This window comes from Chitinophaga varians (assembly GCF_012641275.1).
GTDB classification, from domain to species: domain Bacteria; phylum Bacteroidota; class Bacteroidia; order Chitinophagales; family Chitinophagaceae; genus Chitinophaga; species Chitinophaga varians_A.
The window spans coordinates 385,397-400,281 of sequence record NZ_JABAIA010000004.1; the positions used below are offsets into that span (position 1 = coordinate 385,397).

At 47.6% G+C, this 14,885-nt stretch carries 16 protein-coding genes; 10 read left to right on the forward strand and 6 right to left on the reverse strand.

Annotated features, from left to right (window positions below):
* Positions 1 to 78 precede the first annotated feature (78 nt).
* Genes HGH92_RS30975 through HGH92_RS30995 form a run of 5 tightly spaced genes read right to left on the reverse strand, consistent with a single transcriptional unit; the run spans position 79 to position 3,343 of the window.
* Entirely contained in the window at positions 79 to 492 is a 414-nt protein-coding gene (locus HGH92_RS30975; protein WP_168874724.1) for an arsenate reductase ArsC, read from the reverse strand.
* 18 nt (positions 493 to 510) lie between these two features.
* Positions 511 to 1,587, reverse strand: coding sequence for an ACR3 family arsenite efflux transporter (gene arsB, locus HGH92_RS30980; RefSeq protein WP_168874725.1), 1,077 nt, complete (start codon positions 1,585 to 1,587; stop codon positions 511 to 513).
* Positions 1,588 to 1,607: 20 nt separating this feature from the next.
* Positions 1,608 to 2,096, reverse strand: a complete 489-nt coding sequence (locus tag HGH92_RS30985; protein WP_168874726.1) for a GNAT family N-acetyltransferase — start codon at positions 2,094 to 2,096, stop codon at positions 1,608 to 1,610.
* Between the two features lie 24 nt (positions 2,097 to 2,120).
* On the reverse strand, positions 2,121 to 2,960 hold the full coding sequence (locus HGH92_RS30990; RefSeq protein ID WP_168874727.1) for an arsenite methyltransferase: 840 nt from the start codon (positions 2,958 to 2,960) through the stop codon (positions 2,121 to 2,123).
* Positions 2,961 to 3,013: 53 nt separating this feature from the next.
* Entirely contained in the window at positions 3,014 to 3,343 is a 330-nt protein-coding gene (locus HGH92_RS30995) for an ArsR/SmtB family transcription factor (RefSeq protein WP_168874728.1), read from the reverse strand.
* A 151-nt stretch (positions 3,344 to 3,494) separates the two neighbouring features.
* On the opposite strand from HGH92_RS30995, the gene HGH92_RS31000 reads away from it, so the two are divergent.
* From HGH92_RS31000 to HGH92_RS31010, 3 genes are all read left to right on the forward strand, one after another.
* Complete coding sequence (locus HGH92_RS31000; RefSeq protein ID WP_168874729.1) at positions 3,495 to 4,073, forward strand: Crp/Fnr family transcriptional regulator; 579 nt, start codon at positions 3,495 to 3,497, stop codon at positions 4,071 to 4,073.
* An 86-nt stretch (positions 4,074 to 4,159) separates the two neighbouring features.
* Entirely contained in the window at positions 4,160 to 4,570 is a 411-nt protein-coding gene (locus HGH92_RS31005; protein ID WP_168874730.1) for a VOC family protein, read from the forward strand.
* Positions 4,571 to 4,773: 203 nt separating this feature from the next.
* Complete coding sequence (locus tag HGH92_RS31010; RefSeq protein ID WP_168874731.1) at positions 4,774 to 5,769, forward strand: gliding motility-associated C-terminal domain-containing protein; 996 nt, start codon at positions 4,774 to 4,776, stop codon at positions 5,767 to 5,769.
* Positions 5,770 to 5,779: 10 nt separating this feature from the next.
* Here the strand turns inward: HGH92_RS31010 and HGH92_RS31015 are convergent, their stop codons facing one another.
* Positions 5,780 to 6,517, reverse strand: coding sequence for a sensor histidine kinase (locus HGH92_RS31015; RefSeq protein WP_168874732.1), 738 nt, complete (start codon positions 6,515 to 6,517; stop codon positions 5,780 to 5,782).
* A gap of 363 nt (positions 6,518 to 6,880) precedes the next feature.
* Between HGH92_RS31015 and HGH92_RS31020 the strand changes: the two genes are divergently transcribed.
* From HGH92_RS31020 to HGH92_RS31050, 7 genes are all read left to right on the forward strand, one after another.
* Positions 6,881 to 7,603 carry a response regulator gene (locus HGH92_RS31020; protein ID WP_168874733.1) on the forward strand — a complete coding sequence of 241 codons (723 nt, stop codon included), beginning with the start codon at positions 6,881 to 6,883 and terminating at the stop codon, positions 7,601 to 7,603.
* Positions 7,604 to 7,724: 121 nt separating this feature from the next.
* A complete protein-coding gene (locus tag HGH92_RS31025; RefSeq protein WP_168874734.1) occupies positions 7,725 to 8,534 on the forward strand; it encodes a polysaccharide biosynthesis/export family protein in 810 nt (269 codons plus the stop codon).
* Positions 8,535 to 8,537: 3 nt separating this feature from the next.
* Complete coding sequence (locus HGH92_RS31030) at positions 8,538 to 10,895, forward strand: GumC family protein (protein ID WP_168874735.1); 2,358 nt, start codon at positions 8,538 to 8,540, stop codon at positions 10,893 to 10,895.
* Positions 10,896 to 11,010: 115 nt separating this feature from the next.
* On the forward strand, positions 11,011 to 11,517 hold the full coding sequence (locus tag HGH92_RS31035; RefSeq protein WP_168874736.1) for a transcription termination/antitermination NusG family protein: 507 nt from the start codon (positions 11,011 to 11,013) through the stop codon (positions 11,515 to 11,517).
* A gap of 17 nt (positions 11,518 to 11,534) precedes the next feature.
* Complete coding sequence (locus HGH92_RS31040) at positions 11,535 to 12,557, forward strand: mannose-1-phosphate guanylyltransferase (protein ID WP_168874737.1); 1,023 nt, start codon at positions 11,535 to 11,537, stop codon at positions 12,555 to 12,557.
* A gap of 15 nt (positions 12,558 to 12,572) precedes the next feature.
* Complete coding sequence (locus tag HGH92_RS31045) at positions 12,573 to 13,517, forward strand: GDP-L-fucose synthase family protein (RefSeq protein WP_168874738.1); 945 nt, start codon at positions 12,573 to 12,575, stop codon at positions 13,515 to 13,517.
* 11 nt (positions 13,518 to 13,528) lie between these two features.
* Positions 13,529 to 14,872: a UDP-glucose dehydrogenase family protein gene (locus HGH92_RS31050; protein ID WP_168874739.1), complete on the forward strand. Its 1,344-nt coding sequence runs from the start codon at positions 13,529 to 13,531 to the stop codon at positions 14,870 to 14,872.
* Positions 14,873 to 14,885 lie beyond the last annotated feature (13 nt).

Consider the following 14,885-nt stretch of genomic DNA (forward strand, 5'->3'; position numbering starts at 1 on the left):
CCCGTTCCGGGCTCTTGAACTAAAAGGCTTGTAAGTTTGCTTACAAGCCTTTTTTTATTTTAACCATGTGTTGTTGCATTACAGGTTTGCTGCCACAAAGGATTGGGTATAGTCTTTAATAATCCGGCGTACTGTTCTGAACTGCTGCATGATCTCTTCTTCGGTCCCGGTAGCTTTTGCGGGATCTGGAAAATTCTCATGAAATTTCCGGGCCGTGGTAGGAAAGAAGGGGCATCTTTCTTTTGCGTTGTCACAGACGGTAATAACGTAGTCGAAAGGTATGTTCCGGTACTCGGTGATGTTGTTGGAGGTATGACCGGAAATATCGATGCCGTCTTCCGCCATGGTGGCGATGGCCCGCGGATTGACGCCGTGCGTTTCTACGCCTGCGCTGTATACTTCTGCCTTATCTCCGGCGAAATATCTTAAATAGCCTTCCGCGATCTGGCTGCGGCAGCTGTTGCCGGTACAAAGGACAAGGATTTTTTTCATACGATGATGTATTGATGGTTATGCTTTTACGCTGTTAGCGGGAATGTTGTACCATTTTTTCCGAAGCCGGAAAGCCACGTTTACCAATGCAATGAGTGCGGGCACTTCCACCAGCGGCCCTATTACGCCTACGAAAGCCTGGCCGGAGTTGATGCCAAACACGCCGATGGCTACCGCTATGGCCAGTTCGAAGTTGTTACCGGCTGCGGTGAAGGCGATAGCCGCATTCCGGGAATAATCGGCGCCCATTGCCTTGCCCAGCAGGAAACTGACCAAAAACATGATGGCGAAATAGATCACCAGCGGAATTGCTATTCTGACAACGTCCAATGGTATCTGCACGATCAGTTCTCCTTTAAGGCTAAACATCACGACGATGGTAAACAGCAGGGCTATTAACGTGACCGGTGAAATGAAGGGGATATATTTTTCCTGGTACCATTGCTCTCCTTTCCATGCGATAAGGCCATAGCGGCTGATAATACCGGCGGCAAACGGGATGCCTAAATAGATCGCAACACTTTTTGCGATTTCGCCAATGGATATAGCTACGGTCAGCCCTTTCATACCAAAAACGGTCGGCAACCAGGTGATGAAGAGGTAAGCGTATACACTATACAGCAGCACCTGAAAAATGCTGTTCAAGGCAACCAGTCCGGCGGCGTATTCGCGGTTACCATCTGCCAGCTCATTCCACACGATGACCATTGCGATACAACGGGCCAGTCCAATCAGGATAAGCCCCGTCATGTATTCAGGATAGCCGTGCAGAAACAGTACTGCTAACACGAACATGAGTACCGGACCAACTACCCAGTTTAGTATCAGGGAAGCAGATAATACTTTGGTATTCCGGAATACTTCACCCATGTTTTCATACTTCACTTTGGCGAGCGGCGGGTACATCATCAGAATCAAACCTATTGCCAGTGGTATATTGGTGGTGCCGGATGAAAAGGAATTGATAAACCCGGAAGAGGATGGAAAGAAATATCCGATGCCAACGCCAATAGCCATTGCCAGGAATATCCATAAGGTGAGGTAGCGGTCCAGAAAGCCCAGTTGCCTACGCCGGGCAGGATTGCAGTTTTGCATGATGTTGCTGTAAATGGTTTTTAAATGCCTGTTTGTGTGCTTCTTCTTTCGAGTAGTAATGTATCTCTCCACCTGTCGCCCATTTTGCCTATCCGCTCTCTGCGTCCTACAATACGGAAGCCGCAGGCTTCATGGATTTTCACACTACCGGTATTTTCCGGAAAGATGCCTGCCTGTAAAGTCCAGAAATTGTGCAGCTCACTTTCCCGGATTAGCGCTTCCAGCAGCTGACGGCCAATCCCCTTGCCCCGCGCATCGGGGGCAACATATACACTTACTTCAGCTACGCCGGAGTATACACAGCGGCTGGATACAGCTGTCAGTGCAGCCCAGCCTAATACCCGGTTATTTTCAACAGCAACGAGGCGGCAGGTTTTCAGATGGGACTGGTCCCATTCTTCCCATGAGGGTGCTGCAGTCTGGAACGTGGCATTGCCGGTAGCAATGCCCGCTTCGTAGATGGATAATACCTGACTTCCGTGGTCGGCAGTCATCGGCTGAATAGTCATATAGTATTGGTTTCAGGTGATCAATTAACAGCAACCCGGAGGGCAACATGCCGTCTCGGACGGTTTTTCCGCGTAAACGGTAATACTGTAGATGCCTGTATCACCGGAACGGAAGGCAGCTATTTCTTCAGCGTTCAGGTAGTTGGAAAGAATATCATCCGGAATGGTGATGGTTTTCTCTTTCTGGATGGTGATGTTTGTAAAGCCGCTGTTTTCGATCATGTCCAGGTACTCATTTTTCTGCACGGCGCCGGATACGCAACCGGCGTACATTTCCGCTGCCTGCTGAATGCCGGCCGGCAGAGTGCCCTGCAATACGATATCGGAAATACTGAAGTGCCCGCCAGGTTTCAGCACACGGAAAATTTCCCTGATAACGCCGTTTTTGTTGGGCACCAGGTTCAATACACAATTGCTGACCACCACGTCCGCAACATTGGCGGTTACGGGCATTTTCTCAATGTCGCCCTGACGGAACTCTACATTATTGAAATTCAGTTTCTCCGCATTGGCACGGGCTTTTTCAATCATGGCAGGCGTGAAGTCGATGCCTATTACCTTTCCGGACCCGCCGGTTTCCTGCCTGGCGATGAAACAGTCATTACCTGCGCCGGAGCCCAGATCGATAACGGTATCTCCTTTTTTGATTTTTGCAAACTGCGTTGGCAATCCACATCCCAGGCCCAGGTCTGCATCCGGGTTGTACCCTTCCAGCTGTGAATAGTCATCGCTCATGATATTATATACTTCGGTAGAACAACAACCGGAGCCGCAACAGGAAGATGCGTTGGTAGCCTTGTCCTGTAAAGCGATTTCACTGTATTTCTGTTTTACCAGTTCCTTCATTTGTTCGTCGGTAGCCATGGTATCTATTATTGTATTATTGCAATATTGCGATATATTTAAACAAAAAAATATCAGCAGCAGGACTGTTGCAGGTCCACATCTTTAAAGAATGCGCTGAACAGTTCCTTGTACTGCTTCCAGACTTTGGGATTGATGCAGTAACATACACTGGCCCCTTCAATGGAACCCTGTATGATCCCCGCTATTTTCAGTTCTTTCAGATGCTGGGAAGTGGTAGCCTGGGCAAGGCCCAGCTCTTCCACCAAATCCCCGCAGACACAGGCGTTCTTTTTGACCAGGTACTGGAGGATGGCAATACGGGCCGGATGTGCCAGCGCTTTAGCCATAGCGGCTATTTCATTCTGCTGTCTGGTGAACAAATCTGCTTTGGTGGCGCCCATTTATACGATTTTTATTATCGCAATATTACGATATGTTTCAGAAGGAACCAATTTTTTTTATTTGAGGGAGGTAATATTCAAAAAACGGCTTAGAATTTAAATAACCTGGCGGCTTCATTGCACAGGGAAATAAGATTATTATCTTTAGCCAATGAGCCATGATGCTTTCTTTCAGAAAATAAAAACCTACGTTGAACTGTCGTCGCAAGCGGAAGCGGCGTGGGCGGCCTTGCTTCACGAAAATACCTACCACAAGGGCGACAACTTCGTCACCGAAGGCCAGACGCCTAAAAAGGTGGCCTTTATCGTGAAGGGTTTAATGTATCAGTTTTACACCGCCGAAAACGGCGACACGGTGATTAAATATTTCTTCCCCGAGAACCGGATTGCCGGTTCCATGACCGCCACGCTCACACAATCACCAGGCAATTTCACCATAAAAGCCCTGGAGGATACAGTTGTGCTCGAATATAATTTTATGGAGTTTAAAAAGCTTGTTGCGATCTATCCTGATATCGCCGCTTTTTATATCCGCTATATGGAACAGCATTGGATAATCGAGAAGGAACCCTATGAAGTATCGCTCCGGTATGAATCAGCGAAAACCAATTACGATAATTTTCTCCGCACATATCCCGGGTTGGTAAAAAGGCTGAAGAAACACCATATTGCCGCCTATCTCGGTATCACGCCCACACAGCTTAGCCGGATATTTTTGGCGAATAAGTAAAAAAATCCGCCTTTCTCAACAAATGTAAATTTTTAGCAAAAACAGTTACCGCAACTTTGCTGTAATAACAATTAAAAAATCAAGTCATGGCAAAACAAGTATTTATCAACTTACCCGTAAAAGATCTTCAGCAGTCACTGGACTTTTATACGGCCATCGGATTTACCAACAATCCTCAGTTCTCGGATGACTCAGCGAAATGCATGGTGTGGAGTGAAAATATTTTTGTGATGATAATGACCCATGAAAAATTTAAAACTTTTGCGACAAAGCCGTTAGCTGACACCAAAGCAAATCTGGCAGGGCTCTTTTCACTATCCTTAGACAGTATAGACGAAGTGAATAACCTGGTAACGAACGGTATCAAAGCAGGAGGGACGGAGCCCAATGAAATGAGAGACTATGGTTTTATGCAACAGCGGACCATCGAAGATCCGGACGGGCATACCTGGGAAGTCTTTTTTATGGATATTACTAAATTCCCGGCCCAACAATAAAGCGGATAAAAAAGAATCAGCGGCCTCCCACAAACTACTACTTTGAGTATATGTAGTCATGCCTGTAACCGGTAATTTTATGAGAGCAAATCAAATGAATGTTCCGGGGACCAGGTACTTTATATACAACGTTGTGCTGCTGGTTTTTTTTAACACTGACTATCCGGTTAGAAGCCCAGCAAATTGCCCTAGGTAATCCATCTATGGAAGGAGCGCGGGGAAAGGGGATAATACCCGCTCCCTGGTTTATTGTACAGGGCACGCCAGATACACAGCCTGGTATATTCGACATAAAACTGCCGCCATCGGCTGGTAGCAGCTATATTGGCATGCATAGCGGAAAGGGTTTCCTGGAGGGGGTTGGCCAGCAATTAGCGCAACCACTGAAGGCACATACTACCTACGTATTGAGTTTTGATCTGGCGTTTGCCACCTATTATCTTTATCCTGCCTGTTACGGTAACCTCGCTATCTATGGAGGCAATACGCCAGGCGATACTGCCGCCCTGTTATGGTCGTCAGGCAATTTTATTCAAACAGATTGGAAGCGGTATCATGCGGTATTCCGTACAACACAGGCCTGGCGTTATATTTCATTCCTGGCTTATCCTACTGCGCCATGTAACAAGAGCCAGTTTGGCATTGCCTTGCTGATTGACAATTTATCTGCCATCGATGAATTAGTGCTGCCCACGGTAACCGCTGCCGTAAAGCCATGTAGTTGCGGAGAAGTGTCAGACGGCAGTATAACCCTGCATGTAACAGGCGGAGCGCCTCCTTTTCAATATCAACTGGACAACGGCATATGGCAGACGGACAGCGTCTTTTCCGGCCTTGCTGCGGGGCTGCATACCGGAAAAATAAAGGATAATCATGAGTTTGGCGCGCGGGTGGACACTTCAGTGACGTCACCCTGGAAAAACTGCCTGGTAATATTTCCCAATGCATTTACACCTAACAGCGATGGGCAGAATGATATTTTCCGGCCCAAAGTGTATGACGCCATCCATAACTACCGGTTACAGGTATACGACAGGTGGGGAAAACTGGTATTTTCCAGCCTGGCGCCGGAAGCCGGATGGGACGGCACTTTCAGGGGAGCCCGTGCAGGCGTACAGGCCTATGTATATATATGCACATATACCGACAGCCGTCAGGAGCAACATATGTTGAAAGGAAGCGTATTGCTGCTATATTGAGGCGTTATAGTCACGAAGCAATATCGGCTGCATAAGGAAATGTGAGCGTAAAAACAGTACCGGCCGCATTGCTGCTGACGGCTATAGTGCCGTTGTTGGCCATAACGAAACGTTTTACGATGGCAAGCCCCAGGCCGGCACCTTCTTTATCCCCTACATTTCCGGCGCGGAAAAAAGGCGTGCATAAAAAACGTATATGCTCTTCCGGTATACCAATACCTTTGTCCTTTACTTTAATGCATAGTTCTTTTTTCCGGTAATGCAGACTGAGCAAAGGTCCCTGCTCATGAGAGTATTTGAAGGCATTTCCAACCAGGTTGGTCAGGATACCAGCCAGCTGACTTTGATCGATATAAATATCACGGCGTGTCCCGGTAATTTTTATTCTTAACTGACGCTTGTCCGCACGCTGATAGAAATACCGCTGCCGGATCATCCTGGCAAAGGCAGATACATCCGTGATCTCAGGAGTAGCATCCGGATTACCGGCTGCCATGCTGCCGCTGATGAGGATGTCTTCCACCATGTTAGTCAGCATGGTTATCTCTTCTTTAATACGGGATATGTTCCGCTGATAAAAAGGCAACATCAGTTCATCCCGTTGCATTTTCGTTTCCAGTAGTTCTACAGACGATGAAATAGCAGTAATAGGTGTCTTGAATTCGTGCATGGCCATAGAAATGTATTCAGATCGCATATCTGTCAATGACCTTTTCCCGGCAACATGCCTGGTAATAAGTTCGCGCATACAACAGGTTTTCGGTTGATAGAAATATGGTTTATTTCAAAGGATATGAGTTCGCAGGACTACAATTAGTCTATCTAAATTTACAAAATCTCTGATAAAATATTATATAGAATATAATTTAATTTGATTGGTTGGTGCAATATAGTTGATGGTAATCAATAGTTTGTTAGTTTTGAGTTTAATTTTGTTATTTTAGTGGAGAAATGAAATTGATATATTTCATTAATATTAATTTGTTTATGGTAATTCCGTCTATGTTAATAATGATATATAACTAAGACATAGCAGCCCTATCGATTTGCCTTATTTTTCTGTTATATAACTATATTATACCATATCAACCGAAAACCCAGCTCTTTTATTATGATCAACATTGGTATCATTGAAGACAACCACTTTCTGTTAAACAACTATCGCGAATTTCTCGAAGATTTCCAGGAATGTAATGTAGTATTTGCATGCAAAACCATGGAAGAATTTATTGCACTGCCGGTAACCTATCCTGACGTAGAAGTAGTATTAATGGACATCACTTTGCCGGGCATATCAGGTATAGATGGAATTGCAGAAGTGAAGAAACGTTATCCCGATATAAAAGTGATTGTATTGTCCGGGCACGACGATAAACAATATATCATAGAGGCCATTAAAAAAGGCGCCAGCGGCTACATCATTAAAACGAGCCGCCTGAACGATATCTACCAATCCATCATAGACACCATGCAGAGCGGCGCTACTTTATCACCCAAAGCGGCACATATGCTGATCAGTCATCTCAACGGAGATCCGCTGGAAAGTATCAAAGACAAACTTACCCGCAGGGAATATGAACTGGTACAGTTGCTCAAGGAAGGCTACTCATATAAGGAAATGGCGGAAAAGTTGTTCGTCACTGTGTTTACAGTGAACCAGCACCTGAAAAAAGTATATCAGAAGCTAAATGTTTCATCCAAATCTGAATTGATCTCAAAAATATGGTCAAATAATTTATCCTCTCTTCTGTTTATTGCAACCCTCTCCCAAAATTTCTTATATTCTTCTTTTAATGATATGTCTCTTGATTTTGTTGCCGATTTACTTTTATAAGTAACAAGAATATGGAGTTGCGTACAATTTATACTCTAGTTAGTAATTGATTCAGGCCCTCAACTGAAGTAATATTGTATGGAGCGGAACGGCAAGTGAAAGCGATGATATTAAAAGCCATATGATGATATTGAAAACCTGCTTAACCTGGATAGGACTGGGATTACTATGCTTGAATTGTTTGTTTACTGCCTGCACATCAACCAAAAATGCTATTTACTTCAGTGACGTAAAAGACACAGTGCTATCACCGGTTGATGGCAGTTTCGAGCCCAGGATACAAAAGAATGATATACTGCAGATCAATGTAAGCAGTCTTAACCCGGAAGATGTTATCATTTACAATGTTTCCAACATGACCTCCGCGTCAGGCGCCGGAGGGGCCAATGCAGGAGCAGGCGCTATGCTGGGAGGCTTCCTGGTGAATGAGCAGGGATATATTCAATACCCGGTGCTGGGGCCTGTTAAAGTGACCGGTTTTACTAAAAAATCACTCACCGACTACCTGCACGATCAGCTCATAGCACGCAAGCTGCTGGTAGATCCTGTGGTAAGTATCCGTTTTCTGAATTATCGTGTTACCATATTGGGGGAAGTCAGCAAACCTACAGTAGTAAATGTTACCAACGAAAAAATATCAGTACTGGAAGCGCTGGGAATGGCAGGTGATATAACGGTGTTTGGCAAACGAAACAATATTCTCCTGATACGGGAAGTCGATGGCGAAAGGATCATCCGCCGGCTGGACCTGAACGACAAAAAAATCCTTAATTCCCCTTACTATTTTCTGCAATCAAATGATATACTTTATGTGGAACCCAATAAGTCAAAGATAGCAACGGCTGACCGGTCCCGGCAGATACTGCCCATCGCGCTCAGCAGCTTGTCCTTACTCGTTATTATCCTGGACCGTTTGATTATTAATAACTAGCATATGCAAAAGGTAAAGGTAAATGGAAACCCAATCCAGACCGGCGAAACGCCACAGAGCCTGCTGACGTTCATCCGTTCGCACTATCTGCCTTACTGGCCGTTGTTCGCAGCAGCCATAGCAGCTGCCCTTGCATGTGCCTTCCTGTATCTGCGTTACGCCACGCCGCTCTATAAAATATCTGCGGTATTGCTGGTGCAGGAAGCATCTAACGGACTTGGCGCCAGCGACATGTTGCAGTCGCTCGATCTGATGGGAGGCAGCAAAACGATCATGGAAAATGAAATTGAAATATTAAAGTCGCGTACACTAACGAAATCGGTTATACGAAAACTGAATCTGTACGGGGAAGTCATAGAAAAAGGGAAGATAAGAGATGTGGTACGCTATCAGGACGGCCCGCTGAAATTCGTCTTCCTCGAACCAGACGCCATACAACCGGCGGCAACCGGCACCTGGCCTTTTACTTACAGCAAAACCACCCAACAGGTGGCCATTGACGGTAAGCGTTTGCCTGTGGGAGACACCGTGCAAACCAGGTGGGGAAAACTGCTGATACTACCACAAGGCAATCATACGGATACTGCCGCCAGCTATTCCCTGCACCTGATGACGGAGAAACAATGGATGCAACGGATACTTGCGACCATCAAAATTATGCCTGCAGCTAAAGCAGGAAGCGTTGTGGACCTGGAGTATACGGACGCCGCGCCGAACCGTGGCGAAGACATACTAAATGAGCTCATCAGGGAATATAATAAAGCCGCGGTGGAAGATAAAAACCGGACTTCCGCCAACACCATGAGCTTTGTAGAAGAGAGATTGCGGATCGTCAGCGCCGAACTGGGGCAGGCAGAAACACAGGTGGAAAAATTTAAAAGGACAGAAGGTATTGTGGACATCGGCGAACAAAGCAAATTATTCCTGGCCAGTGTACAGGAAAACGACCGAAAGATCAGTGAAGCCAATATGCAGCTTTCAGTACTGGATGCTATTGAAAGATATGTTGTCAGTCAAAGGACCACCGGCAATATTGTACCAGGCACCATTGGCCTCACGGATGCCGTGTTGCTGGAACTGGTCGCCAAACTTTCGGAAACGGAATTACAACTCGAACGCCTGCGTAAAACCACCGGCGAAAACAGTCCCCTGCTGGCGAGCCTTAACCGGCAGGTAGAGCGGCTCAAACCCGCCATCATGGAGAATATTAAGAGCCTGCGCGCTAACCTGGAAGCAGGGCTGACACGATTACAAACGGAGAATAACCGCAATATGAACATCGTCCGCAGCGTACCGGGGAAAGAAAAAGCGTTGCTGGAAGTAAGCCGTCAGCAGGCGATTAAGAATAACATCTACACCTTTCTGCTTCAGAAGCGGGAAGAAACATCCCTGGCTTATGCAGCTGCGGTGTCTGACAGCCGGATAGTAGACGCTGCCGAATCGGCCGCCTTCCCTTTCAGCCCGCAGAAGCCAATGGTGCTGGGCCTTTCTGTTCTCGCCGCCATAGCGCTGGTGGCCGGATTTGTGTCACTGAAAGATATGATGAACAGCGAAGTGATGTTCCGGGCGGATATTGAAAAAATGACAACCGCGCCCATTGCTGCGGAGATCATGTACCACGACAGCAAAAATCCGGTGGTGATCAGCCATGACAGCAGGACGGCAATAGCGGAACAGTTCAGGGCTTTGAGAACGTCTTTATCCTATATCGGCCTTAACGGTGATCGCAAAACACTCATGGTCACTTCCTCCATTTCGGGCGAAGGCAAGAGCTTTATATCCGTGAACCTGGCCGTAGGCCTGTCACTGGCAGGGAAAAAGGTCGCCCTGCTGGAATTCGATCTGCGCAAACCGATGATCAGTAAAATGCTGAATATGCGTGCCGTTCCGGGCATCAGCAATTATCTGGTTGGCAGGGCATCCTTACAGGACATCCTGCAGAAGATAGACAACAATGAACATTTATACCTGTTGCCTGCAGGCATCATTCCTCCTAATCCCAGCGAACTTATTCTCAACGGGCAACTGGAACACCTTTTAAACGAACTGAAAGAACGCTTTGATTATATCATTATCGATTCCGCCCCGGTGGGACTGGTAACAGACGCCAGGCTGATTGCACCTTTCTGTGACGCAACCCTGTATGTAGTGCGTCATCAGCGTACGCCCAAACATTACCTGAAACTGGTGGAAGAGCTGTATCAGAACAGGGAACTGGGGAAACTGAACATCGTATTCAACGCAATAAAACGCCAGGGTGTAGCTGGTTACGGTTATGGTTCCGGATACGGCGACATAAACGGTTACGGATACACGGAGGCTGTCAAAAAAACGGGTTTCTTTAAACGAAGTACTAAATAATAACAATCGAAAAATCCGGTCACACCACCATTCATGTGACCTGCGGGGAAACTATGCCCATCCTGCCTTTATAACTTCCACACGAACTATCCGATCACCTTAAAAACCGGCTCCTATGTTTAATGTTCAACCATTAGCCTGGTATGCGGTATATACCAGGGCCAAATGCGAAAAAAAAGTCGCTGACCTGTTCACCCGTAAAAAAGTAGAACACTATTATCCAGTCAAACACTTAGTGGGTGCGCGCAGGATCGTTGAGGCCCCGCTCTTTCCTTCCTACGTATTTGTGCGTATTCCGGAAAGCAGGAGCTGGGTGGTACGTGAAACAGATAACGTGGTGAACTTCGTGCACTGGCTGGAACAACCAGCCATTATACCAGACCATGAAATTGCATTGATAAGGCATTTTCTGCGTGACTACGAAGATGTATCTGTGGAAAGATTTCCCATTCCGACAGACAGGGAGAGGGTACATGCTTCCGGCGGAAAGATCATACAACTCAGCGGTGACCATGTGAAAGTGGAGCTGAACAGCCTGGGTTGCATGCTCGTAGCTAAAGTATCATCGAGAGAAATATCGGCGATTACCGGCAGCAAAGCGGTAAACGGACCTCATTACTGATTCAAACCATTAACCTTATGATGCAGCACATTCTTCTTTGCGGTGGCTCCGGCACCCGGTTGTGGCCTTTGTCAAACCAGCAAACCCCCAAGCAGCTATTAACCCTGTTCGATGGGTACAGCCTCCTTCAACTGGCCTTCCGGCGAAACCGCTTTGCCTGTAACAAGGTAATGGCCATTGTCAACGAACAACAGGCGGCGATAGTAGCGGAACAACTGGAGCAGGCCGGCGCTTCGAATCCTGAATGCCTCGCCGAGCCGGTAGGGCGTAACACCGCTGCCGCCATCGCACTGGCTGCTTTTGTGACAGATCCCGAAACCATTTTGCTCATCACTCCCGCCGACCATCTTATCGGCACGCCGGACAGATATGCCGTCGCCATAGAGACCGCTGCGGTGCTGGCGGGAGGGAATTATATCGTCACTATAGGGTTAGTGCCCACTTACCCGGAAACAGGCTTCGGCTACATTAGTTACTCCGGGCATGACGTACTGCAGTTCGTGGAAAAGCCCAACCGTGTGGTGGCAGAAGCTATGCTGGCTGCCGGCGGCCACCTGTGGAACAGTGGCATTTTCTGCTGCAAGGCCGGCGTAATGCTGCGTGAGCTGCAACAACATGCCCCCGCCATTTACGAGGCTGCTGCTGTCGCCGCCGCGGAATGGAAAAGTACCGGGACATTGCGCAGGGAAACAATGGAGGCCATCCCGTCTGACAGTATTGATTACGCCGTACTCGAAAAAAGCGACATCGTAAAGGTGGTCCCGGCCAAAATGGACTGGAGCGATGTAGGCAGCTACGATGCATTGGCGGATGCACTTTCCAGGCATTATCAATACCGCAATCACCAGGCGGTATTTATCGAAAGCGATCCGCATAAGAATATCGTAATCGGAAAAGACAAACTGGTAGCCCTCGTAGGTGTGGAAAATATGGTGGTGGTCAATACCGCCAGCGCCCTCCTGGTGATGAAACGCGGCAACGGGCAGGATATCAGGCAACTACATCAATGGGTCAGGGAAAACCGGCCTGAATTACTGTAACCTTAACTGAAATATATGCAAGCAAATGATCCGATTTATATAGCCGGTCACCGTGGCATGGTAGGCGGCGCTATCAAAAGAAAACTTGAAACCCTGGGCTATCAAAATATCATTACACGCAGCTCCGGTAGCCTGGACCTTCGCAAGCAGGAGGATGTAGATGCTTTTTTTGCTGCTGAAAAACCTGCCTATGTATTCCTGGCAGCTGCCAAAGTGGGTGGCATTTACGCTAACAATACCTACCGGGCCGAATTTCTGTACGATAACATCATGATCGCTGCCAATGTAATACATGCTGCCTGGAAATATGGCGTCACCAAACTGCAGTTCCTGGGCAGCTCGTGCATTTACCCGCGTATGGCGCCACAGCCGGTCAAAGAAAGTTTCCTGCTGACAGGAACGCTGGAACAGACCAATGAACCTTATGCCATTGCAAAAATAGCAGGTATCAAATTATGTGAAGCATACCGGGACCAGTATGGCTGCAACTTTATCAGCGTGATGCCTACCAACCTTTTCGGCATAGGAGACAATTACCACCCTCAGAATGCCCACGTGCTGCCGGCATTGATCAGACGGTTCCACGAGGCGAAAATAAATAACCGGGCATCGGTGACAGTATGGGGAACGGGAACGCCTAAACGGGAATTCCTGTTTGCGGACGATCTGGCGGATGCCTGCGTATTCCTGATGCAGCATTACAACGAGAAAGAACCGGTGAACATCGGCAAAGGCGAAGACCTCACCATCAGGGAACTGGCAGAATATGTCAAAGATGTAGTGTGCTACGAAGGGGAGTTGATATTTGACGCCAGCAAGCCGGATGGAACACCCCGTAAGCTGATGGACGTGTCCAGGTTACGCCAGCTGGGATGGAAACATTCCATCAGCCTGAAAGAAGGACTGGTTATGGCTTACAGGGATTTCCTGCAACAGCATCAGTTCAAATTACAATCCTAAACACCAGTTGTATGAAAGTAGTAATCGTTGGTACCGGGTATGTAGGTTTAGTGACCGGGGCCTGCCTGGCAGAAGTAGGAACGGAAGTGGTATGCGTTGACGTTGATGCCGGCAAAATCGTGCGTTTACAAAACAATATGCTGCCTATTTATGAACCCGGTTTACAGGAAATTGTAAAGCGCAACCAGCAGGATGACCGTTTGCTTTTCACTACCGACCTGGCTTCGGCGCTACCTGGGGCAGAAGTGGTGTTTATTGCCGTAGGAACGCCGCCGGGAGAAGACGGCAGTGCTGACCTGCAATATGTATTACAGGTGGCCGGCCAGATAGGGCAGCTCATGGAACATTACCTCGTGATCGTCACCAAGAGCACTGTGCCTGTTGGTACTGCCGTACAGGTAAACAGGGCGGTGAAAGAGAGCCTTGACGCCCGGCAACTGATCCTCGACTATGATGTGGCCTCCAACCCTGAATTCCTGAAGGAAGGCGCTGCAGTAAATGACTTCATGAAACCGGACCGTATAGTCGTTGGTGTTAATACCACCAGGGCGAGGCACACACTGGAGCAGTTATACCGCCCCTTCCTGTTAAACGGACACCCTATATTATTCATGGACATCGCATCTGCAGAGATGACAAAATACGCTGCCAATGCCATGCTGGCCACGAGGATATCCTATATGAACGATATCGCCAATTTATGCGGGCTGGCAGGAGCTGACATCGACCAGGTAAGAAAAGGTATTGGCAGCGACCCGCGGATAGGCAAACATTTTCTTTATCCCGGTATTGGCTACGGCGGCTCCTGTTTTCCGAAAGATGTAAAAGCACTCATACAAACAGGGCGGGAATATGGCTACCATCTCCGTATCCTGGACGCAGTGGAAGCGGTAAATGAAGATCAGAAAAAAATACTGTTCCGGAAAATACTCCGCCATTTCGACGGCGATGTCCGCAATAAAAAATTCGCTGTATGGGGCTTGTCGTTTAAACCTAATACCGACGACATGCGGGAAGCCCCTTCACTGGTGCTGATAGACAGCCTGCTGGAAGAGGGCGCCATAGTGAGCGTATACGATCCTGTAGCCATGGACGAGGCATCCGCCTGCCTGGGCAACAACGTCACTTTCGCGGAAGACATGTACAGCGCCGCGGAAAACGCAGCAGCCATATTACTGGTGACGGAATGGAACACGTTCCGGATGCCGGACTGGCAAAGGCTGCGAAAAACCATGCAATCGCCGCTCGTATTTGACGGCCGCAATATCTACGATGACGTGCAACTCATCAAACTTGGATTTACCTATTACGGTATCGGCAAAGCCAATACTACAGTTAATGCGCTGATACAGTAAGTCGGCGTTAATT

Coding starts and splice junctions, on each gene's coding strand:
- HGH92_RS30975 (WP_168874724.1), bottom strand. CDS start 492: ATGAAAAAAATCCTTGTCCTTTGTACCGGCAACAGCTGCCGCAGCCAG.
- arsB (WP_168874725.1), bottom strand. CDS start 1,587: ATGCAAAACTGCAATCCTGCCCGGCGTAGGCAACTGGGCTTTCTGGAC.
- HGH92_RS30985 (WP_168874726.1), bottom strand. CDS start 2,096: ATGACTATTCAGCCGATGACTGCCGACCACGGAAGTCAGGTATTATCC.
- HGH92_RS30990 (WP_168874727.1), bottom strand. CDS start 2,960: ATGGCTACCGACGAACAAATGAAGGAACTGGTAAAACAGAAATACAGT.
- HGH92_RS30995 (WP_168874728.1), bottom strand. CDS start 3,343: ATGGGCGCCACCAAAGCAGATTTGTTCACCAGACAGCAGAATGAAATA.
- HGH92_RS31000 (WP_168874729.1), top strand. CDS start 3,495: ATGAGCCATGATGCTTTCTTTCAGAAAATAAAAACCTACGTTGAACTG.
- HGH92_RS31005 (WP_168874730.1), top strand. CDS start 4,160: ATGGCAAAACAAGTATTTATCAACTTACCCGTAAAAGATCTTCAGCAG.
- HGH92_RS31010 (WP_168874731.1), top strand. CDS start 4,774: ATGGAAGGAGCGCGGGGAAAGGGGATAATACCCGCTCCCTGGTTTATT.
- HGH92_RS31015 (WP_168874732.1), bottom strand. CDS start 6,517: ATGCGCGAACTTATTACCAGGCATGTTGCCGGGAAAAGGTCATTGACA.
- HGH92_RS31020 (WP_168874733.1), top strand. CDS start 6,881: ATGATCAACATTGGTATCATTGAAGACAACCACTTTCTGTTAAACAAC.
- HGH92_RS31025 (WP_168874734.1), top strand. CDS start 7,725: ATGATGATATTGAAAACCTGCTTAACCTGGATAGGACTGGGATTACTA.
- HGH92_RS31030 (WP_168874735.1), top strand. CDS start 8,538: ATGCAAAAGGTAAAGGTAAATGGAAACCCAATCCAGACCGGCGAAACG.
- HGH92_RS31035 (WP_168874736.1), top strand. CDS start 11,011: ATGTTTAATGTTCAACCATTAGCCTGGTATGCGGTATATACCAGGGCC.
- HGH92_RS31040 (WP_168874737.1), top strand. CDS start 11,535: ATGATGCAGCACATTCTTCTTTGCGGTGGCTCCGGCACCCGGTTGTGG.
- HGH92_RS31045 (WP_168874738.1), top strand. CDS start 12,573: ATGCAAGCAAATGATCCGATTTATATAGCCGGTCACCGTGGCATGGTA.
- HGH92_RS31050 (WP_168874739.1), top strand. CDS start 13,529: ATGAAAGTAGTAATCGTTGGTACCGGGTATGTAGGTTTAGTGACCGGG.